Source organism: Auritidibacter sp. NML120636 (genome assembly GCF_003185945.1).
In the GTDB taxonomy this organism is placed as follows: Bacteria; Actinomycetota; Actinomycetes; order Actinomycetales; family Micrococcaceae; genus Auritidibacter; species Auritidibacter ignavus.
This window is the reverse complement of record NZ_QHLO01000006.1, coordinates 1-20,491: the sequence shown is the minus strand read 5'-3', so window position 1 is coordinate 20,491 and position 20,491 is coordinate 1. Positions and strand designations below refer to the sequence as shown.

The window sequence follows — 20,491 nt, the reverse complement described above, 5'->3', positions numbered from 1 at the left end:
GTGATCGTGTTCTTACTGAGGCTGACCAAGCCTTGTTCCAAGATCACTATCACCGAGGAGAACGCGCATGTCGTCGAATCGTCGCCCGGTTGCTATCGGGCTGATCACTCTGATGGGGTTGCTTGCTCCGACCCCGGCTTTGGCAGCGACTTCCGAGTCCCCTGCCCCTGAAGAAACTCCCGCACCTTCGGCACCGGCTACTCAGCCGTCGGAAGCTCCTGCGGAGACTCAGCCCGCTGACAACGGACCTGAGACTGAAGATACCGAGACGGAAGGTTCTGAGACCGCGGGCTCCGAATCCCCTAATCCGGATGAGGAAACCGCCGAGAACCCAGACGGAGAAACCACCGTCAGCTTGCTGAACATCAATGACTTTCATGGTCGCATGAGTGAAGATATCGCCATGCCGTTTGCCAAGCTGATCACTGATCAGCAGGCTGTGAACCCTGGTAACACTTTGTTCTTGTCGTCTGGTGACGATATTGGTGCTTCGCTGTATGTTTCCTCTGTGCAGGATGACAACCCGACTCTGGATTACCTGAATGCTCTAGGTCTGGATGCTAGTGCGTTGGGTAACCACGAGTTTGATAAGGGCGTTAGCGACTTAGTAGACCGTGTCTTCCCGCGCTCGGATTTCGATCATCTGGCGGCTAATGTGATCGTGAAGGAAACCGGCGAGCCGCTGACCGATCCTTATAAGATCTACGAAACCGAGTCCGGTCACTCCGTGGCCGTCGTGGGCGGTGTGACCCAGGAGACTGTTACCCTGGTGAACCCGGCCGGCATTGAGTCCGTCGAGTTCAAAGACCCGGTGGAATCGGTCAACACCTACATTGAGCAGCTGTCCGATGGGGATGCGTCGAACGGCGAGGCAGACATCATCGTGGCTTCGTACCACGAGGGTGTCAACACCGACAATATTGACAACGACCGCATCGTCAACAACACCCACCCTGAAGCTGACGTGATCTTTACCGGTCACACTCACGAGTTGTACAACGTGGATGCTCCAGTTCCAGGCGAGGAGGGCAAGACCCGCCCGGTTATGCAGACCGGTGAATACGGCAGCAACCTGGCTCGTGTTGACTTCAGCCTCGATGCTGAGGGCGAGATCATTGACGTCGAGCACAAGAACTTGCCTGCCGGCGATGCTCCGAGTGATGAAGAGATCGCTGCCAGCCCGGTGCTGACCGAGGTTAAGCAGATTGTTGATGACGCCGCTGCTGTGGCTGAAGAAGAAGGCTCTGTGGTGATCGGCGACCTCGAAGACTACATCACCACCGGTTACAATCCTGAGGCCACCGATAAGGGTGGATTCGACCAGCGTGATCGTGAATCCACCATGGGTCACCTGGTGGCCGATGCGTGGTTGTGGGCCGGCAATAACAACCCGGCTGGTCTGAGTGCTGACATCGGTGTGCTGGCCGCCGGCTCCCTCCGTGACGAATTCCCCAGTGGCCTGCGTCTGAACAAAGACCTGCAACCTGGTGAAGTCACCGTTGCTGATGCTGTATCCGTGAACCCGTTTGCTAACGACATCTACGTCGTAGAGATCACCGGCGAGCAGCTCCGTGAAGCGCTGGAACAGCAGTGGCAGACCACCGCTGATGGTGAGATTCCTTCTCGCCCCTACCTGCAACTGGCTCTGAGCTCTAACGTTCGTTACACCTTTACCGGTGAAGTGTCGACCAACGCTAACAACCGTGCTGGTCACGAGACTCTGGGTAACAACATCGACCAGATCTGGGTTAACGACAAGCTGGTCACTGGTGACGAGACCTTCAAGGTGGCTCTGCCGTCCTTCTTGGCCGCTGGTGGTGACAACTTCCGTGCTTTTGGTAACAGCCTGAACCAGCAGCAGACCGCGCTGATTGACTCCGACATCTTCGTCAACTACCTGCGTGACGAGCTGGATGGCAAGATTGCTCCGCGTTTCGATCAGCAGGCCATCAATATCTCTGATGTGTCTGATAGCTACGACATCAACGGCGAGCTGACTTTCGGCCTGCAGTCCCTGGGCGTTCCGTCCTACAACGCTCCGATTCCGGAGAACTTCGCGGCCAGCATCGTGACCGAAGATGGCACCGAGGTTGAACTGGGCACCGTCGAGGTGCAAGACAAAGCAGGTAACGTCACGTTCGACCTGTCGCAGTTCGATTTGGCTGCCGGTAACGTTCAGGTCAAGCTGGTGGATGAGACCACCGGTACCATCATTACCCGCGCCATTGAGTTGACTGGTGAGCGGGACGACGAGGGCGGACAGCCTGGTGATGGTGAGACGACCGAGCCTGGTGACGAGGAGACCAGCGAGCAGCCTGGTCAGCCTGGTGATGACGAGACCAGCGAGCAGCCTGGTCAGCCTGGTGATGACGAGACCAGCGAGCAGCCTGGTCAGCCTGGTGATGACGAGACCAGCGAGCAGCCTGGTCAGCAACCTGGTGATGAAGATGAGTCGGGCAAGCCTAGCGAAGGTGGCGAGGCTAGCGAAGATGGCGAGGCTGGCGACAAGGGCCAGGGCGGTGCCGAAGGTTCTGAACAGGGCTCCGAGGGTTCTCAACAGGGCTCCTTGGCTTCCACTGGTGCCACCATTGGTGGTCTGGCACTGCTGGGTGTAGCGGCTCTGGGTGTTGGCGCGCTGTTGGTTCGCCGCCGCGCTAACGCTCACGAGTAAGGGCCCTATCCCCTGAGGGGATAGTTCACACCGACGATCAGGGTGGTGACGGAATCATTCCGTCACCACCCTGAATCGTTGTGGAGGCTGAGTCTTAACCGGGTTAAAGAACGAAAAACACAGGAACAGACTAGACCCCGGGTGATTCTCGTTCGATAGTGACAGCAATGCCTGCGCTCGGGACAGCAATTACGTCCCCGGGGTGCAATTGCCGACCACGGCGAGTTTCGACCTCACCGTTGACCACAATAAGGCCATCCTGGATAATCTCACGGGCCTCCACTCCGTCTTCGACGAGGTTTCCCAATTTGAGGGCCTGGCCTAAACGGATCATGTCATCGTTGATCAATAGTGCTGTGACGTCAGGTGGCTCAGAAGCAGAAATACCCATGATGCCATTCTCACACCCGCCAACGATGTTGTCAGTGCCTGATCTGGGTGTCGCATCCGTGCCCGTGACTCAAACTGCCCGTAGACTAGTCACCGTTAGGCTCGCTTACGCACCATCGAACAGAGTGAGCCTCCACGATATCAAGACACTCATACCACCTTTGTCCCGCGCGAGCCCGCGCAGAAAGTGAAGCTTCATGGCTGCCCCGTCATCTCCTCTGGACCAGGTTATTAATCTCGCCAAACGGCGTGGATTCGTGTTCCAAGCCGGTGAAATTTACGGTGGCTCGCGTTCAGCCTGGGACTATGGACCACTGGGCGTCGAGCTGAAAGAGAACATTAAGAATCAGTGGTGGCAGACCTTTGTTCGTGGGCGTGGCGATATGGTCGGACTGGACTCGTCCATTATTTTGCCCCGTCAGGTCTGGGAGGCCTCCGGCCACGTCGAGACTTTCACGGACCCGCTGGTGGAATGCACGAGCTGTCACCGCCGGCAACGCCAAGACCACCTCGAGGAAGCTTTCGAAGCCAAGCATAACCGTGTTGCAGAATCCATGGCAGAAATCGTCTGCCCCGACTGTGGGACTCGTGGCCAGTGGACCGAACCTCAGTTGTTCTCCGGACTGGTCAAAACCTATCTGGGGCCGGTTGATAATGAGGAAGGCCTGCACTACATGCGCCCGGAGACTGCCCAGGGCATCTTCGTGAATTTCCTGAACGTGCTCAATGCCTCCCGGAAGAAACCACCGTTTGGTATCGGCCAGATTGGTAAAGCCTTCCGTAACGAGATCACTCCGGGTAACTTCATCTTCCGCACCCGCGAATTCGAACAGATGGAAATTGAATATTTCGTCCATCCCGACCAGGCTGGCGAACACTTTGACCGGTGGGTTGATGACTGCTTCAACTGGTTCGTTGATCTCGGCGTCAACTCCGACAACCTGCGTAAGTTCGATGTTCCTGCCGAAGACCGGGCACACTATTCGGACGGCACCATCGACTTGGAGTATCGTTTCGGTTTCCAGGGTTCTGAGTGGGGCGAACTGATGGGTATTGCGAACCGGACCAACTATGACCTGTCGCAACACACCGAGTATTCCGGTACCAAGATGCAGTACTTCGACCAGGGCACCAACGAGCGGTACACACCCTATGTGATTGAACCCTCCTTCGGTCTCACACGCTCGCTGATGGCCTTCTTAGTGGATTCCTACCGCGAAGACGAAGCCCCCAACACGAAGGGTGGGGTTGATGTGCGCACCGTACTGGGCCTGGACCCCCGATTGGCACCGATTAAAGCCGCCGTGCTCCCGCTGTCGAAGAAATCCGAGCTACAGGTCCCGGCTAGCCAGCTGGCAGACACGCTGCGGAAACGTTGGAATGTCGATTACGACGAGTCCGGGGCGATCGGGCGTCGCTACCGTCGTCAGGACGAAGTTGGTACCCCGTACTGCATCACCGTCGACTTTGACACGCTCGAAGACCAGGCCGTGACGATCCGCGAACGTGACTCGATGAACCAAGAACGTGTGAGCCTTGACCAGGTGGAGAACTACCTCAGCACCAATTTGGGTATCTAAATGACACCAGGCGACGATATTCACATCCGGCCTTGGGCAGAAGGTGACGACCTGAAGCTTCTCGAAGTTTTCGCCGACGTCGCCTCGCCCCAGCAAGCTGCCGATCGACTCATTCTTGCCAGGGCCACCACCGAGCCCTTCGGCATCACTTTGGTCGCTGAACGCGACGGTATTGCCATCGCTGCCGGTGGTGTGCGAGAGCAACCCATCCACCCCCAACGGCACTGGGTATACCTCGAAACTGCTCCGCTCGAGCGTCGTCAAGGAATTGCCGGCCTGCTCTTGGAACGGTTGGGTGAGAACATCCCGGCAGGTAGCGAGCTCAAGGCCCGGTCGGTGGCCGGTGATACCGCCACCGAATCCTTTTTAACCCGGCACGGGTTCTCCCGCATCAACACCGCTCGGAGGGTGTTGATTGGACCCGGTGGACTACAAACTCCCACCTTCAGCGAGAATGGTGAGGACGGTGCCCCAGTGTTAGAAGAACTCGGCACCGGTTCCGTTGAGCTCTCTCAAGCGGTCGCGACCTTCTACAATGCCGTGCATGCTAGCTGGGATCCCAGCGAGATCAGCCTGACCAAGGCTCAACAGCTCTTCCTGGCACCTGAAACTGCAGCGACCGGCGCTGTGGTAGTCCGAGACCGCCCCAAAGCGCACTCAGGTACCATTCAGGCATTCGCGATCTCTTACCTGGTGGAGGGACCGGACGGAGCCGAGCACGATGAACGGCAACCGGCCGAGGTGCTCATGGGATGGAACCCGGAGGCTCCCGACCCGCACACCGCCGTGAGAAACTTACTCGCCATGCTCACCGGAACATACCCGATTCAGCTCGAAACCGATGAGTCACTCACCGCGCTCAACCCGGTCATCGACGAGTTGATTGACTCCGGCTATGCCACCGTGGAAGCAACTCATCACCTGTGGGCCACGGATGGCTGATCACCGTCGCCGTTCACGTCGAGCAACCACTGCTGGGCACCCCCGCAACGAGACGGAGACTGGGACCCCGCATGCCGGGCACGGCCACGGCCTACCGGCCGGGCCCAGCGCCGATGGACTGGTGGCTGGCACCTCCAGTCGCAAAAAGCGCCGTGTCATCGGGTGGCTGACCGGAATCTTGGCCCCGTTGACCCTGGTGCTGATCATCGGCATGGTGCTGTTGTGGCCCTCCGGCAGCTACCGGGAACTGGCCCTCGACGACCCCTACGGCACGACCGAGAACTTCACCATCACACCGGCCACCGTCATCGAAACGGCGGAACGAAGCTGTCAAGACCAAAACCAGGTGATGGAGTCAACCACCGGGGCTCCCATGACCCTGCCCGATTCCGAGACCGGGGCTAGCCCAGAGTGCCACACCGCTTGGGTCAATCCCGATGGAGGTGGCAGTGAACGAGTCGAAGTGGAGATCCCGCCCCAGGTCTCGGCTTCGGCCAGCATTGAGGTGGGAGACCGACTGAAAATCCTGCGCCCCAACGCCTCGTCGGGATTTGACACCTCGGTGGCCGATTTCGTCGACTTCGAGCGCACCGTACCGATCGTGCTACTGGCCGGCCTCTACGCGCTGGTGGTCGTGCTGGTGGCCCGGTGGCGCGGGGTGCGCGCGATCATCGGACTCGTCGCCTCCTTCGCGGTGATCTTCTTTTTCATGATCCCGGCACTGCTCGAAGGCGGCCCACCACTGTGGATTGGACTCGTCGGGTGCTGTTTGATCATGGTCGCTGTGCTCTACTTCGCCCACGGTTTCTCTCTACGGACCACCACCGCCCTGCTCGGCACCCTCTTAGGCCTGGGCTTGACCGCAGGATTGGCCATTTGGAGCACCGATGCCGCCTATCTGACCGGGATGGGTGAAGAAGAATCCTTCGTGCTCTCCTCGGTTGTGCCCGATATTCGGCTCTCCGGCATTGTGCTCTGCGGACTACTTATCGCCGGGCTGGGAGTGCTCAACGACGTGACCATCACCCAATCCTCAGCGGTCTGGGAACTGCAAGCCGCCAACCCGCAGGCCAGCGCCTGGGAGCTCTTTAGCGCCGGCATGCGCATCGGTCGGGACCACATTGCCTCCACGGTCTATACCATCGCCTTTGCCTATGCCGGATCAGCGTTACCGGTCATGATGGTGATCTCCATGTACGAAACCGGACTGGGCACCATCCTGGTCTCCTCCGAACTGGCCGAAGAAGTCGTCCGGATCTTGGTGGGATCGATCGGACTGGTCTTGGCCATCCCGGCCACCACCGCCATTGCCGTTGTGGTGGCCAAGGCCGTCAGCAGTGACTCTTAACCTCCAGCCCGTGGTAGTGTGATCCGGGGCACAACTCGTGCTAGATTCAGAGATGAACACTGTCCTGTACGCTCGTACAGTTTGCAGGTGTGTGGCATGAATTGGTAGCACGACGGGAGAAAGAGGTCTCGATCATGGTTCAGCAACTTAGTCACTACCTCAATGGTGCACGGGTACCGGGATCATCTGGTGCCTTCAGTGACGTCTACAACCCCTCCACGGGAGAAGTTCAAGCTCAGGTCCCGCTGGCCAGTGTCGACGAGGTTCGGGAGGCAATCGCCCAGGCCAAACGAGCCCAGCCCGCGTGGGCAGCCACCAACGCCCAGAAACGAGCTCGGATCATTTCGCGATTCGTGGATGTGGCCTACCAGCACGAAGACGAGCTGGCTGAATTGCTCTCGCTGGAACACGGCAAGATTTTGGACGACGCCAAGGGAGATTTGCAACGTGGGCTGGACGTGATGGAATTCGCCACCGCAGCCCCGCACCTGCTGAAAGGCGAGTACTCGACCGGAGTCGGCACCGGCATCGATGTCTACTCCATGCGCCAGCCATTGGGCGTGGTCGCCGGCATTACCCCGTTCAACTTCCCGGCCATGATCCCGCTGTGGAAGGCCGCCGGCGCGATTGCCTCCGGTAATGCCTTCATCCTCAAGCCCTCCGAACGAGACCCTTCGGTGCCCCTGCGGCTGGCGGAGCTGTTCACCGAGGCTGGGCTGCCCAATGGCATCCTGCAGGTCGTTAATGGCGATAAAACCGCCGTGGATGAGATCCTGGACCACCCCGACATCAAGGCCGTGGGCTTTGTGGGGTCCACCCCGATTGCTGCCTCGATCTATTCCCACGCTGCCGCGAAGGGCAAGCGCGCCCAGTGCTTCGGTGGGGCGAAAAACCACATGGTGATTATGCCCGATGCCGATATGGACCAGGCCGCCGATGCACTGATTGGGGCGGCTTTTGGTTCGGCCGGTGAGCGGTGTATGGCCATCTCCGTGGCGGTGCCGGTCGGCGTTGAGACACATCAGATCATTCGCGATAAGGTCCTGGAACGCGCCCAGCGACTCACCGTGGGACACTCGCTGGCTCAGGACTCCGATTTCGGTCCGGTCGTCTCCCCGGAAGCCAAAGAACGCATTGAAGCAGCCATCGCCCGCGGTGTGGATGAGGGTGCCGAGCTCATCCTGGATGGCCGCCATCCCAAGGTCGCCGATTATCCCAATGGCTTCTATATCGGTGCCACCATTTTCGACCACGTCACTCCCGGGTCCTCACTGCACGCCGATGAGATCTTCGGTCCGGTGCTGTCCATTGTCCCGGCCGCCGACTATGACGCAGCGGTGGAGATCATCCACGGCCATAAGATGGGCAACGGTGTGGCGATCTTTACTCGCGACGGTGACGCTGCTCGGGAATTCGCCGCTGGGATTGAGGTGGGCATGATCGGTATTAACGTGCCCATCCCGGTTCCGATCGCCTATTACACCTTCGGCGGCTGGAAAGCCTCGGGCTTCGGGGATCTCAATCAGCACGGCCCCGATGCGTTCCGGTTCTATACCCGCACCAAGACCGTCACCCAACGGTGGCCATCCGGTATCAAAGACGGCGCCAGCTTCGTGATGCCCACCGGCAACTAACACCCCACCACGAAAGGACCACGAAGATGAGCGAGAACCATTCCGAACACGTCATAGCAGAGGTCCGTGGATCACTGGGCATCATCACCCTGAATAAGCCCCAGGCGATGAACTCGCTGTCACTGGAGATGGTCCGCACCATCACCGCGACACTGCAACAGTTCCGCGAGAACTCTGCGGTGGTCTCAGTCGCGTTGCGCGGTGCCGGCGATCGCGGTTTCTGTGCCGGCGGGGACGTGGTGGCGCTGTACCACCAGGTCGTCAATGATCCGCGTGATGCCTCGCCGTTCTTCATTGCGGAGTACCAGCTCGACCACGCCATTTCGGTCTACCCTAAGCCGGTGCTGGCCGTGATGAACGGTGTGGTGCTCGGTGGGGGAGTGGGCCTGGCCGGCCCCAGCTCCCACCGGATCGTGACCGAGACGACCCGGCTGGGTATGCCAGAAACCGGGATCGGTTTCAGCCCCGATGTGGCTGGAGTCAACTACCTAGCCCAGGCGCCTGGACTGCTGGGACGCCACCTGGCACTGACCGGTGCACACATTTCAGCTGCCGATGTCCTACATATCGGAATGGCTGATTATTTCGTCAACGACGAGTCCATCGAGGAACTTTTGGACGCGGTGTCTCAGATCAGCACCGCAGACCAACTGGACCCGACCATCCGGCAGTTTCAGGCTGAGCCGGGCCAGTCAGAGCTGGCCGCCCAGGCGGAATGGATCGACCGAGTCTACGACGCAGACACCGTGGAACAGATGCTGAGCAATGTGAGTGGCTTGGTGGAAAACCACCCCGACCACCCGGCCGGAAAGGCGCTCCGAGCACTACAGCGTAATTCACCGACCGGGATGAAAGTGGCTTTAGAAGCCGTCAAACGGGCCGGAGACCAGACCATTGGTGAAACCCTGGCTCAAGATTTGCGGACCACCATGAATGCTGCCTATGGCCACGACTTGCGCGAGGGTATCCGCGCTCAACTGGTGGATAAAGACCGCAACCCGCGGTGGAAACCGGCTGAGCTCTCGCAGGTCAGCCAACAGCTGGTCAACAGCTTCTTTGACCCTGTCGATGGGGTAGCAGATCTAGAACTCAACGAAGGATGAACCTGATGAACATCGCGTTTTTGGGATTAGGAAATATGGGGGCCCATATGGCCCGCAACCTGCTGGAGGCCGGCTACCAGGTGACCGGTTTCGACGTGGTTCCCGCTGCCGTGGAGCGTGCCGCCGAGGCGGGGATTGCCCCGGCCGAGTCAGGAGAGGCCGCGGTGCGCGACGCCGAGGTGGTGATCACCATGTTCCAAAACGGGCAACAGGTGTTGGATGCCTATCAAGGCTTACTAGCTGCCGCGCCGGAGAACACGCTGTTTATTGACTCGTCGACTATCAGCGTCGATGAAGCCCGTCAGGCTGCAGAACAGGCTCGTCAGGCAGGCCACCGCCCACTGGATGCTCCGGTCTCGGGCGGCATGTCCGGTGCTGAGGCAGGAACCTTGACTTTCATGGTGGGTGGCGATGCCGAAGCGTTTGCCACGGCCGAACCGCTTTTCCAGGCCATGGGACGCAAGATTGTGCACTGCGGTAACTCCGGTGCTGGACAAGCGGCAAAAGTCTGTAACAACATGCTGTTGGCGGTGACCACCATTGGCGCCAGTGAGGCCTTCGCGCTGGGACAGAATCTGGGGCTCAGCGACCAGGCACTGTACGATGTGCTGTCGACTTCGGCGGCACAATGTTGGGCCGTGACCACCAACTGCCCGGTGCCCGGCCCGGTGGGCACGGCCCCGGCTGATCGGGGCTACGCCCCGGGGTTTGCGACCGCGCTGATGGCCAAGGATCTCGGGTTGGCGCATGCGGCGATTGAAACCACCGGGACCTCGGCTTCGTTCGGGGAAGCAGCCTACGAGGCATACCGTCAGTTCAACGAGCTAGATGGTGGTGCCTACTCAGGACAGGACTTCTCAGCGATCATTAAAACTATTCGCCAGGGTTCACCCCGTGATGACGACGAGAAAGCGCAAAACAACGACACCCACCACTGAAAGGTAGATGACGAGACGATGACTGAGTCCAGCGAAGAGATTATTCTGACCGAAGTCCAAGACCGGATCGGAGTGATCCGGCTCAACCGTCCTCAGGCCCTGAATGCACTGAATGCCGAGGTCATGACCGCGGTGGTGGACACCGTCACAGGCTGGGAAAAAGACCCCCAGGTCATGGCTGTCGTCATTACGGGCAACGAGAAAGCCTTCGCTGCCGGTGCTGACATTAAAGAAATGTCGACCAAAACCGCAGTAGAGATGGCACGCAACGACTGGTTTGCCGATTGGGACGCCTTTGCGAATCTACGGATCCCTACCATTGCTGCGGTCAACGGCTATGCGCTCGGTGGTGGCTGCGAGCTAGCCATGATGTGCGATATTCTCGTCGCCGGTCCCTCCACCAAATTTGGTCAGCCTGAAATCAACCTCGGTGTCATCCCCGGGATGGGTGGTTCCCAACGACTCACCCGAGCGGTCGGAAAAGCCAAGGCCATGGACATGGTGCTGACCGGTCGGATGATGCCAGCCGACGAAGCAGAACGCGCCGGTCTCGTTTCACGACTAGTCGACGAGGATGAAAAGGTTTTTGACACCGCGATCGAGGTGGCCGGAACCATCGCCTCGAAATCGCGTCCGGTGGTTCTGGTCGCCAAGGACGCGGTGTCTGCTGCCTTTGAGACCACCTTGCAACAAGGTGTGCTCTTTGAACGCCGGACCTTCCATAGCCTGTTCTCCCTGCAGGACCAGAAAGAGGGCATGGCCGCCTTTAACGAAAAGCGCAAACCTGAATTCACAGATCACTAAAAATCCCCACACATACAGGATCCGCCGGTTGGTGTCCTACCAGCCGGCGGATCCTGCTGTGCTGAGGGCTGAAGTCCGGGAAATCGGTCAGTTACGCGGTGACATCCGTGTCGGAAAACTCGTGGTTGTACCCTTCGGTGCTGGTGCGCGTGGCACGAGCTTGATCCGTGAGTTCGCCTTCCTCACCGTGGAATTCCCGCTCTTTTGCACGCAATTCAACACGGCGGATTTTGCCCGAAACCGTCTTGGGCAACTCGGCGAATTCCAGCCGGCGAATCTTGGCATACGGAGGCAACACCGTGGAAGTGTGAGCGAAAATCGATGCCGCGGTCTCAGCAGTCGGCTCGTGCCCGGCGGCCAACACCACATAGGCTTTCGGCACCGAGAGTCGAATCGGATCTGGGGATGGGACCACCGCCACCTCGGCCACTGCCGGATGCTCAATCACTGCCGATTCCAATTCGAAGGGGGAGAGCTTATAGTCAGAAGCTTTAAACACGTCATCGGCTCGACCAATATAGGTGAAGATTCCCTGCTCATCTCGCTCCATGATGTCACCGGTGTGGTAGTAGCCACCGCGGAACGCTTTGTCGTTCTTCTCCGGGTCCTTATAGTAGCCCTTCATCAGCCCTACCGGCCGAGGGGCGGCAACCAGGCATACCTCGCCCTCTCCTGCCCCTTCGATGAGCTCATCGGTGGCCGGATCGATCAGGACCACCTCAAAGCCGGGGAGGGGCCGGCCTACGGAACCGGGCTTGAGCTCCTGGCCGGGAGTATTAGCGATCTGCAACGTGGACTCGGTCTGTCCGAACCCGTCGCGAATGTCTCGATTCCAGTCTTCGCGGACTTTATTGATCACCCGGGGGTTCAACGGTTCACCGGCAGCAACAACTTTGTCGGGTGGATTCTTCAGTTTGGTCAAATCCGCCTGAATCAGCATCCGCCAAACCGTCGGCGGAGCGCAGAAACTCGTCACCCCTTCGTCATCCATAACCTGCATCAATTTTTCGGCATCGAAGCGTGAATAGTTGTAGAGGAAGATCGTCGCTTCAGCGATCAACGGGGCAAAGAAATTCGACCAGGCGTGTTTTGCCCACCCTGGCGACGCGACATTGAGGTGAACATCTCCGGGTTCTAAACCGATCCAATATACCGTGGTGAAATGCCCAACCGGGTACGAGAGATGGGAATGAGCCACCATTTTGGCCCGTGATGTGGTCCCGGAGGTGAAATACAACAGGACCGTGTCATCAGCAGGAGTTGGTTGATCCGGTGTAAAGGCGATGTCCGCATCGAACGAGGCAACGTAGCTGAACCGGGGGTGGGCCACATTCTGCGCTTCGGTGTCCGACCTCGTGGTTCCGGTGGTGATGACCGTCATCTCACCGGTGACGGCCTCGAACTTCTCTGCGTTATCTGGGTTGACCACAACCCAGCGAGCCTCGGAACGATCAATGCGCTCCTGTAGATCATGGGGCGAGAGCATCACCGTGGTTGGTAACAGCACCGCCCCCAATTTGATGCCAGCCAGCATCGTTTCCCACAGCTCCACCTGGTTATTGAGCATCACCATCACGCCATCGCCACGCTGTACACCCAGAGAACGCAACCAATTGGCAACCTGCGAGGAGCGGTCGGCCAGTTCTCGATATGTCAGTCGCGTCGAGGAACCATCCTCTTCAACGATGACTAACGCGTTGTGATCCCCGCGTTCGGTCTCATAGGCCACGTGGTCGACCCAGTCTAGGGCGAAATTGAAGTGCTCAAACTCTGGCCACCTGAAGTTCTCTCGGGCGCTCTGGATATCGGTGCGGTAGCTAAGAAGTTGATCGCGGGCTGCGCGAAATGTCTCGGTAGCTGACATGAGGATTGTTCTCCTTGCCAAGGATGGAAACAGGGGGATGGAATCACAGGCTGTACAAGTGTATAGTTCCAGCTGGAGTGATACAGCTCACTTTATAGTTTCGAGAGAGGATGTCAATGACTTCGACCGTGGACTGCGACCCTGAGCTTCGTCTCCCTTTCCCTGATGCGGATCTGCTCGATGTTGCATCGTTGCTGACGGCTGATGAACGTCAAGCTTTGCGTGCCGTGCGATCCTACATGCAGGACGTGGTTCGCCCGGTGATTGTCGACTACTGGAACCGTGAAGAGTTTCCTTTTGAGTTGCTTCCGGGGATGGCTGAGGTTGGGCTCGCCGATGTGGCTTTACAGGACCGGTCCTGGCTCTACCGTGGGCTCGTCTACTCCGAAGTGAGTCGTGTCGATGTCTCGCTCGGGGCGTTGGTGGGTATTCATAATGAACTCATTGTCGGTATGGTCAACCAGTTGGGCTCTGAGGCTCAACGACAGCAGTGGCTACCAAAACTCACCCGTTTTGAGGCGGTCGGGTCGTTTGGAATGACCGAGCCGGATCACGGGTCCGACATCGCCGGGGGTTTGGAAACCACTGCCACCCCGGTTGAGGGTGGATGGGTTATTAATGGTGCCAAGCGCTGGATCGGCGCCGGGACTTTCTGTGATTTTCTCTTGGCCTGGGCCAAGGATGCCGCTGATGGTTCGGTGAAGGCTTTCCTGATTGACTCATCGACCCCAGGGTTTTCGGCCGCAAAGATTGGGCATAAGATCGGTCTGCGCGTGATGCAAAACGCGGACATCACCCTCGATAACGTCTTGGTTTCCAGCGATGACATGCTCCCCGGAGTGGTCGGCTTTGACTCCGCGAACGAAATGTTGCGCAATTCCCGGGTCTGGGTCGGCTGGCAAGCCGTCGGCGCCCAGCTGGGTGCCTTTGATGTGATGCGAAACTATGCGCTGAATCGACAACAATTCGGTCGTCGGTTGGTGAAGTTCCAGCTCATCCAGCAAGGTCTTGCAGACCTGATCTCCAATGCCCATGCATGTCTGGGCATGATGATGAATATTGCTCGCTTGCAAGAAACTAACCAGATCGAAATGGTCCATGCCGCCATGGGTAAGGCGACCGGGTCTCGGCTGTTGCGAGAATCGGCGGCGATTGCGCGCAACGCGCTGGGTGGTAACGGGATCCTATCGACCTATGAAGCAGCCAAGATCTTCGGTGATGCCGAGGTGATACACACCTATGAAGGCACCTATGAGATCAACTCGCTGATTGTGTCTAGGGCGGTGACGGGGCACTCTGCTTTCGTGTAGAGTCGGCCGTGTCACACCGTGTTTTCTCTCACATAGTATCCCAAAGAACCTCATAAAAAGGGCCCCATGAAAACCAGTGAAATGATTCAACGTGCCCGCTTGAACACCATTGGGCAAGCTTTGCACCGGGTAGCTGTCGGATCGCCCGATAAGCCAGCTCTGAAATATCTGCAACGCGAATTTAGTTATCGAGATCTAGACGATGCGGCCACCATCACCGCTCGTCTGCTGATCGAAGCCGGGGTGAAACCGGGTGACCGCGTGGCTTCCTATGCCAAGAACTCCGATGCCTTCGTGTTGGCATTCTTCGGGTCTTTACGGGCCGCTGCAGTTCACGTGCCCATTAACTTTGCCCTCACCGGTGAAGAGCTGGTGCATGCGTTGATTGACTCCGGGTCCACCTATGTCTTTTGTGATCCAGACCAATATGACAAAGTCGAGGAAGTTCGTGGCGATACGGCCGTGCAACAGGTGACCTTGCTCCACGGGGACATGGACTCGCTACTGGCTCGGGTGCAGTTGATTCTCGAGGATCCTGAGCAACGCCAGGCCTACACCTCTGGTGAGACACCGGATAGTCAGGAACAATCTAGTGACGTAGTGCAACTGCTCTATACTTCCGGAACCACCTCGCGCCCGAAGGGTGCGATTCACACGCACGAATCGTTGATGACCCACTATGGTGCGGTGCAACAGGCTCTGGATTTTACGCCCCAGGATCGTCCTGTGGTGTGTATGCCGCTTTATCACTCGGCCGGGCTCCACGTGTTTTTGACCCCTTATCTGCTGATGGGGGTAACCGTTCGACTCCTAACCGTTCCGGATATCTCAGAGATCTTGGCGAAGGTGGAAGAAGACCGGGCCACCAGCTTGTTTTTAGCCCCGACCGTGTGGGTGCCGTTGTCGCAGCATCCAGAGCTGGAACACCGGGATCTCTCCTCGCTGACGCATGCCTACTACGGAGCCTCTATCATGCCGGTCACGGTGCTCCAAAGACTGCGGGAGGCTTATCCGAAGATCGGGTTCTACAACTGCTTCGGTCAGTCTGAAATGGGGCCGCTGGTTTCTGTCTTGCGTCCAGAAGACCATGATGAACGGCCGAAATCCGCGGGTCTACCGTTACCCACGGTGCAAATCCGGGTGGTGGACCCAGAAGGACAGCCGGTCCCTGAAGGAACCCCGGGGGAGATTCAGTATCGTTCGCCGCAGCTGTGTCGGGGCTACTGGAATCGAGATGAGGCTACTGCCGAAAGCTTCACCGATGGCTGGTTCCACTCCGGAGATCAGGTCGTGCTCGATCAGGATGGCTACATTGAGGTGGTCGACCGGATTAAAGATGTCATTAACACCGGCGGTATCCTGGTTGCCTCCCGCGAGGTCGAAGATGCCATCTACCGTCACGACGCCGTTGCGGAAGTTGCGGTCATTGGACGCCCCGATGAGAAATGGATCGAATCCATTACCGCCTATGTGGTGCTCAAGCCCGATCAGCAGCTCGACGCTGACGAGCTCAAAGAGTTCCTGCGTCCCATCTTGGCCGGGTTCAAAATTCCTAAGAGTTACGAGTTCGTTGACGAGCTACCCCGGAATCAGTCCGGCATAATTCTCAAGCGTCAGCTCCGGGGGGGCCTAAGACCGTAACTGGGCCTCAGCAAACTCGACGTTGAACCCTTCGGTAACCACGGGCGGAGTCTTCTGCCCATCGTCACCGTGGAGTTCTTGTTCTTGGCGACGTAATTGCACCCGTCGGATCTTGCCGGAGATCGTCTTGGGTAGCTGCGAGAACTGGAAGCGACGAACCCGGCCGTATGGTGGCAGTGTCTCACGACCGAACTCATAGATGGACCGCGCGGTCTCTTCGGTAGGTTCATAGCCTTGAGCCAAAACGATATAAGCCTTCGGCACGGCCATACGAATGGCATCCGGTGAAGGCACCACGGCAACTTCCAGCACCGCGGGGTGCTGGATGAGCCCGGATTCCAGTTCAAAGGGCGAGAGCTTGTAGTCGGAGGCCTTGAACAGATCATCGGCGCGGGACACGTAGGTGTAGACCCCAGATTCATCGCGCTTCATCACGTCCCCGGTGCGGTACACGCCCTGTGAGAAGGCTTCGGCATTACGCTCATCATCCCGGTAGTATCCCGGGGTTAACCCGCCCGGTCGTGGGTCGAGGCGGAGAACGACCTGGCCTTCACCGGGGCCGGAAATGATGTCTTCGGTGTCCTGATCCATCAGCTCGACCTGGTAGCCCGGCAACGGGCGACCCAAAGCGCCCGGGGTGAGCTCTTGGCCGGGGGTGTTGGCGATTTGGAGCGTGGATTCGGTCTGCCCATAACCGTCGCGAATATCCACGCCCCAGTCACGCCGGACGTGTTCGATGATGCTGGCGCTGAGTGGTTCCCCGGCCGAGAGTGCAACCGTTGGAGGAGTGGACAGTTGGGTCAGATCTGCCTGGATCAGCATTCGCCACACGGTCGGAGGAACACACAGGGAGGTGACCTGCTGGCGATCCATTAACTCCATCAGCGCCTCGGGATCAAAGCGACGGTAGTTGAATACCAGAATGGTGGCCTCGGCAATCCAGGGTGTAAAGAAGCTGGACCAGGCGTGTTTGCCCCAGCCCGGGGAGGCGATATTCAGATGGACGTCTCCGGGACGCAACCCCATCCAATACAGAGTGGAGAAGTGCCCTACTGCGTAGGAGTACTGCGTGTGAGTAACCATCTTCGGTTCCGAGGTGGTCCCGGAGGTGAAATAGATCAGCATCGTCTCCGCCGCATCGGTCAGCCCCGGATCGGTCAGCTCGCCGGTGGCCTCGCGGGTGAACCCGTGGGCCTGATCTGTGGCCTCCCCAGTGGTGATCAAACCATCGAGCTGGTCGGCACAGTTGGCGAATTTGTCGAGATTGTCCGTATTGGTCATCGCCCAACGCACTTGGGCGCGTTCCAGACGAGAGATAATGGCCTGGGGAGCCAGCATCGTGGTGGTGGGCAGAACGACCACACCGAGCTTGATCGCTGCCAGCATGGCTTCCCACAGCTCGACCTGGTTGTCCAGCATCACCATGAGCTTATCGCCACGGCCCATGCCCAGGGATTGGAACCAGACCGCCACGCGGGCAGCGCGCTCCGCGAGCTCGCGGAAGGTCAAGGAAATGTCTACGCCGGCCTCGTTGGCAATGATCAGAGCTGGTTGATCGCCACGGACGGGGTCGGCGGCCAGCTGGTCGAACCAGTCGGAGGTGAAATTGAAGTGGTCGATCTCAGGCCACGAGAAGCTCTTGCGTGCTTGGTCGAGATCCTCACGTAAACGTAGCAGGTCATCTCGGTAGGCTCGGTAGGTCTCCGTGACTGTCATCAACACACACCTTTCGTGGCTTCAATCTTGGCTCGAGCTGATCAGATGTCGTGCACCACTCGGCGGTAGCCCGACTCAAAGTCCTTCCGGCCACGGGCAATGTTCTCACCAACTAACCGCAACCTGTCGGTACGCAATCCCACGGTGAGTGCATTTTGGAGCACTTCACGATTTTTTGGTGTAAAGAACAGAAAGCCCAGGATCCGCTGTGCCCGATGGAAAAGGGACTGTGCGTCGAGATCGTCGTCGCCGAGCGCCTCATAATAAACATTAGCAATCTCCACCGGGCTCAGATCCTTCAAACGCCCATGTGAGCCCAACATCACGGTGCGGTATACCGCCCATTGATCGATGTTGACACTGGCGGGCCAGAGGAAGCCGTACTCGTCGGTGATCCAGGTGCCGTGAGCGAGCCGCTCACGGATGACCTGGCTGGCCGCGGAGCTGACGCGGGTGACGAACCGTGGCCGGCAGGGCCAGAGGTGATCGAGCAGATATTCCGCCCGGGGCCGACCGGACATCCCCGACGTATCGGGGTACCGCAACCGCTCGCCCCAGCGTGGTTCCAAATACTGCTGCAACTGAACATTGTCGACCTCGGCGCCGGACTGTGTGAAGCGCATAATGGTCTCCGTCTCCCGGAGCACATCCTCCAACTGCGAGGTAATCGTTTCGATGCGGTTCAGATCCCGAATCGATAAGCGGGGATTTGTGGCTACATCAGAACTTGGGTCCACAGGTGACACCGCCGGTGCCCAGAGTCGCTGGGCGCGCGCGTACTGTGTATGGAGACGTTGAATCGCTGGGTGCTGGCCGGTGACCCATTCGGGGTGGTCCAAGGCCTGAGCGGGGTTGGTTTCTCGCAGTGCCAGTTCCGACTGCAACCGCTTGATCTTGTGTTGTAAGGCGTTCAATCGGGCACGCTGGACACGACGTTGATATAAGAACACGGCACAACAGCCCACAGCGATCACCAGGGCCACCAGTAAGAAGAAGATCACAGGCTCCACGATGCTCACTCTATCTTGTGCGCTCGGTGTGGTGAGATGAAACTGTGGGACGCACGGCGGGCTGATCCATCACTTCCACCTCAGGTGCTCAAATACCCGGACCCAACTGGCAAAGAGGCGCCGGTTGGCAACCACGCCCCACTGGTTGGGGTTGGCCACCAGGAGCAGGTCAGCCTCTCGCGCCGCCTGATCTGCGGCCAGCTGCTCCGCGACGCTGTCTACGGTGCCCACCACCGTGGGCCCGGACCGAGCTCGAGCACCATCGAGCATCCCGACAGAATCTGTCTCCCCCGAGATCGGGGCATAACGGAGCTTGTCTTCGGCCGATTCGATCACGTAGATAGACCGAGTGACCGCCGTCTGTCCGCCTGTCGTGTGGCCCGAGGCAGTATAAGCGGCACGATACTCGGTGAGTTGGTGAGCCTGCTGGACATGGAAGGGGCGTCCGTCGTCTTCCAACAACAGGGTAGACGAGACCAAGTTATATCCCTGTTCGCCGGCCCAGACCGCCGACGAGGTGCTTCCGGCGCCCCAATACAGGCGGTTAATCAAGGTCGAGGAATACGGTTCGATGCGCAACCGGTCCACCCCCACCGGCGCCCAGGACGACTCCGGGTCAGCGTGAGCGATGGGCTCACCGGAGACTGCCTGTCGAATGCGTCCTCCGGTGTTGCGGGCATAGTCGGACCAGGACTGGCCCTGGTCACGGTGATAACCGAACTGGTGTTGCCCATCTAAGGCCGCCTCAGGGGAACCACGGGAGATCCCCAGGTGTAGACGCGCATCGGAGATGAGATCGGTGGTGGCGGCTTCCTCGGCAAAGTACAGCGGATTCTCGTAGCGCAACATTCACCCGTAACATTGGATTCATGACGAGTCGCGTAGCCGCCTACATGCGGATCTCCCAGGACCGCACGGGCGACGGATGGGCCATCGACACCCAGCTCCGCAAGATCAGCGACCTGGCCACGCTGAGGGGCTGGCGGGTCGTCGCCGAGTACGAGGACTCCTCCGTCTCGGCCTCCAAGCCGCGTGGTGCCGGCACGGACTGGGCCAGGATGCTTAAGGACGCCGACGCCGGTCAGTTCGACATCGTGGTCGCCGTCGACATCGACCGCCTCCTGCGCAGCACCAAGGATCTGAACACGCTGATCGACCATGGGCTGCAGGTCGTCACGGTCGACGGCGAGATCGACCTCGCCACGGCCGATGGGGAGTTCCGGGCGACGATGCTGGCCGGCACGCGCGCTTCGAGGCCAGGCGCAAGGCGGAGCGGACGATCCGCTCGAACGAACGCCGTCGTACCGAGGGGATGCCGGTGCTCTCGGGCTGGACGCCGTTCGGCTACACGAAGGACGGGGCGCAGATCCCGGAGCAGGCCGAGGCGGGTGCGTACCTGATCCGGTCGGGCGGGGGGGGTGTCCCTATGGTGTTTGTCAAGCCGCGGTCGGGGTGCGGGGTTCGTATAGGGTGCCTGTTTTCATCATCGCGTACATGACGTTTAGTCGACGCCGGGCTAGGCACATGATCGCTGCGTTAT

15 protein-coding genes and 1 pseudogene are annotated in these 20,491 nt (G+C 59.1%); 11 read left to right on the top strand and 5 right to left on the bottom strand.

All coding sequences use genetic code 11. From position 1 onward, the window contains the following. Nucleotides 1–67 precede the first annotated feature (67 nt). Nucleotides 68–2,671: a 5'-nucleotidase C-terminal domain-containing protein gene (locus DCC25_RS06605; protein ID WP_110101093.1), complete on the top strand. Its 2,604-nt coding sequence runs from the start codon at nt 68–70 to the stop codon at nt 2,669–2,671. Between the two features lie 130 nt (nt 2,672–2,801). On the opposite strand, the gene DCC25_RS06600 is transcribed toward DCC25_RS06605, so the two are convergent. Further along, nucleotides 2,802–3,062 carry an RNA-binding S4 domain-containing protein gene (locus tag DCC25_RS06600; protein ID WP_110101092.1) on the bottom strand — a complete coding sequence of 87 codons (261 nt, stop codon included), beginning with the start codon at nt 3,060–3,062 and terminating at the stop codon, nt 2,802–2,804. A gap of 196 nt (nt 3,063–3,258) precedes the next feature. Here DCC25_RS06600 and DCC25_RS06595 point away from each other — a divergent pair, with 196 nt between their 5' ends. The 7 genes from DCC25_RS06595 to DCC25_RS06565 all read left to right on the top strand — a co-directional run bounded on the left by DCC25_RS06595 (nt 3,259) and on the right by DCC25_RS06565 (nt 11,410). Then, on the top strand, nt 3,259–4,641 hold the full coding sequence (locus DCC25_RS06595) for a glycine--tRNA ligase (RefSeq protein ID WP_110098766.1): 1,383 nt from the start codon (nt 3,259–3,261) through the stop codon (nt 4,639–4,641). Continuing rightward, nucleotides 4,642–5,583: a GNAT family N-acetyltransferase gene (locus tag DCC25_RS06590; RefSeq protein WP_110101091.1), complete on the top strand. Its 942-nt coding sequence runs from the start codon at nt 4,642–4,644 to the stop codon at nt 5,581–5,583. Then, nucleotides 5,576–6,931, top strand: a complete 1,356-nt coding sequence (locus DCC25_RS06585; protein ID WP_110101090.1) for a YibE/F family protein — start codon at nt 5,576–5,578, stop codon at nt 6,929–6,931. Before DCC25_RS06590 ends, DCC25_RS06585 begins: the two co-directional genes overlap by 8 nt. 134 nt (nt 6,932–7,065) lie before the next feature. Next, nucleotides 7,066–8,565, top strand: a complete 1,500-nt coding sequence (locus DCC25_RS06580; protein ID WP_110101089.1) for a CoA-acylating methylmalonate-semialdehyde dehydrogenase — start codon at nt 7,066–7,068, stop codon at nt 8,563–8,565. Between the two features lie 26 nt (nt 8,566–8,591). Further along, nucleotides 8,592–9,668, top strand: a complete 1,077-nt coding sequence (locus DCC25_RS06575; protein ID WP_110098763.1) for an enoyl-CoA hydratase/isomerase family protein — start codon at nt 8,592–8,594, stop codon at nt 9,666–9,668. Between the two features lie 5 nt (nt 9,669–9,673). Then, entirely contained in the window at nt 9,674–10,606 is a 933-nt protein-coding gene (mmsB, locus tag DCC25_RS06570) for a 3-hydroxyisobutyrate dehydrogenase (protein WP_110101169.1), read from the top strand. 18 nt (nt 10,607–10,624) lie between these two features. Further along, nucleotides 10,625–11,410, top strand: a complete 786-nt coding sequence (locus DCC25_RS06565) for an enoyl-CoA hydratase-related protein (protein ID WP_110101088.1) — start codon at nt 10,625–10,627, stop codon at nt 11,408–11,410. Nucleotides 11,411–11,501: 91 nt separating this feature from the next. Here the strand turns inward: DCC25_RS06565 and DCC25_RS06560 are convergent, their stop codons facing one another. Then, nucleotides 11,502–13,274, bottom strand: a complete 1,773-nt coding sequence (locus DCC25_RS06560; RefSeq protein ID WP_110101087.1) for an AMP-binding protein — start codon at nt 13,272–13,274, stop codon at nt 11,502–11,504. A gap of 116 nt (nt 13,275–13,390) precedes the next feature. Between DCC25_RS06560 and DCC25_RS06555 the strand changes: the two genes are divergently transcribed. Continuing rightward, nucleotides 13,391–14,584 (top strand): acyl-CoA dehydrogenase family protein, encoded by a 1,194-nt coding sequence (locus DCC25_RS06555; RefSeq protein ID WP_233242954.1) that lies wholly within the window; start codon nt 13,391–13,393, stop codon nt 14,582–14,584. A 66-nt stretch (nt 14,585–14,650) separates the two neighbouring features. Then, nucleotides 14,651–16,225 (top strand): AMP-binding protein, encoded by a 1,575-nt coding sequence (locus DCC25_RS06550; protein WP_199445892.1) that lies wholly within the window; start codon nt 14,651–14,653, stop codon nt 16,223–16,225. On the opposite strand, the gene DCC25_RS06545 is transcribed toward DCC25_RS06550, so the two are convergent. From DCC25_RS06545 to DCC25_RS06535, 3 genes are all read right to left on the bottom strand, one after another. Continuing rightward, nucleotides 16,214–17,941, bottom strand: a complete 1,728-nt coding sequence (locus tag DCC25_RS06545; protein ID WP_110101085.1) for an AMP-binding protein — start codon at nt 17,939–17,941, stop codon at nt 16,214–16,216. The two genes, DCC25_RS06550 and DCC25_RS06545, sit on opposite strands and share 12 nt — an antisense overlap. Nucleotides 17,942–17,982: 41 nt before the next feature. Beyond that, nucleotides 17,983–18,951 (bottom strand): LapA family protein, encoded by a 969-nt coding sequence (locus DCC25_RS06540; protein WP_146206431.1) that lies wholly within the window; start codon nt 18,949–18,951, stop codon nt 17,983–17,985. 69 nt (nt 18,952–19,020) lie between these two features. After that, the gene (locus tag DCC25_RS06535; protein ID WP_233242819.1) at nt 19,021–19,800 is read right to left on the bottom strand and encodes an LLM class flavin-dependent oxidoreductase; all 780 of its coding nucleotides are present in this window, start codon (nt 19,798–19,800) and stop codon (nt 19,021–19,023) included. A 20-nt stretch (nt 19,801–19,820) separates the two neighbouring features. Between DCC25_RS06535 and DCC25_RS06530 the strand changes: the two are divergent. Beyond that, a pseudogene (locus tag DCC25_RS06530) lies at nt 19,821–20,338 on the top strand (recombinase family protein); the annotation flags it as partial. Between the last annotated feature and the right edge of the window lie 153 nt (nt 20,339–20,491).

Bases quoted from the DNA above. Each gene is read 5' to 3' on its own strand.
- DCC25_RS06605 (WP_110101093.1), top strand. From the start codon at position 68: ATGTCGTCGAATCGTCGCCCGGTTGCTATCGGGCTGATCACTCTGATG.
- DCC25_RS06600 (WP_110101092.1), bottom strand. From the start codon at position 3,062: ATGGGTATTTCTGCTTCTGAGCCACCTGACGTCACAGCACTATTGATC.
- DCC25_RS06595 (WP_110098766.1), top strand. From the start codon at position 3,259: ATGGCTGCCCCGTCATCTCCTCTGGACCAGGTTATTAATCTCGCCAAA.
- DCC25_RS06590 (WP_110101091.1), top strand. From the start codon at position 4,642: ATGACACCAGGCGACGATATTCACATCCGGCCTTGGGCAGAAGGTGAC.
- DCC25_RS06585 (WP_110101090.1), top strand. From the start codon at position 5,576: ATGGCTGATCACCGTCGCCGTTCACGTCGAGCAACCACTGCTGGGCAC.
- DCC25_RS06580 (WP_110101089.1), top strand. From the start codon at position 7,066: ATGGTTCAGCAACTTAGTCACTACCTCAATGGTGCACGGGTACCGGGA.
- DCC25_RS06575 (WP_110098763.1), top strand. From the start codon at position 8,592: ATGAGCGAGAACCATTCCGAACACGTCATAGCAGAGGTCCGTGGATCA.
- mmsB (WP_110101169.1), top strand. From the start codon at position 9,674: ATGAACATCGCGTTTTTGGGATTAGGAAATATGGGGGCCCATATGGCC.
- DCC25_RS06565 (WP_110101088.1), top strand. From the start codon at position 10,625: ATGACTGAGTCCAGCGAAGAGATTATTCTGACCGAAGTCCAAGACCGG.
- DCC25_RS06560 (WP_110101087.1), bottom strand. From the start codon at position 13,274: ATGTCAGCTACCGAGACATTTCGCGCAGCCCGCGATCAACTTCTTAGC.
- DCC25_RS06555 (WP_233242954.1), top strand. From the start codon at position 13,391: ATGACTTCGACCGTGGACTGCGACCCTGAGCTTCGTCTCCCTTTCCCT.
- DCC25_RS06550 (WP_199445892.1), top strand. From the start codon at position 14,651: ATGAAAACCAGTGAAATGATTCAACGTGCCCGCTTGAACACCATTGGG.
- DCC25_RS06545 (WP_110101085.1), bottom strand. From the start codon at position 17,941: ATGACAGTCACGGAGACCTACCGAGCCTACCGAGATGACCTGCTACGT.
- DCC25_RS06535 (WP_233242819.1), bottom strand. From the start codon at position 19,800: ATGTTGCGCTACGAGAATCCGCTGTACTTTGCCGAGGAAGCCGCCACC.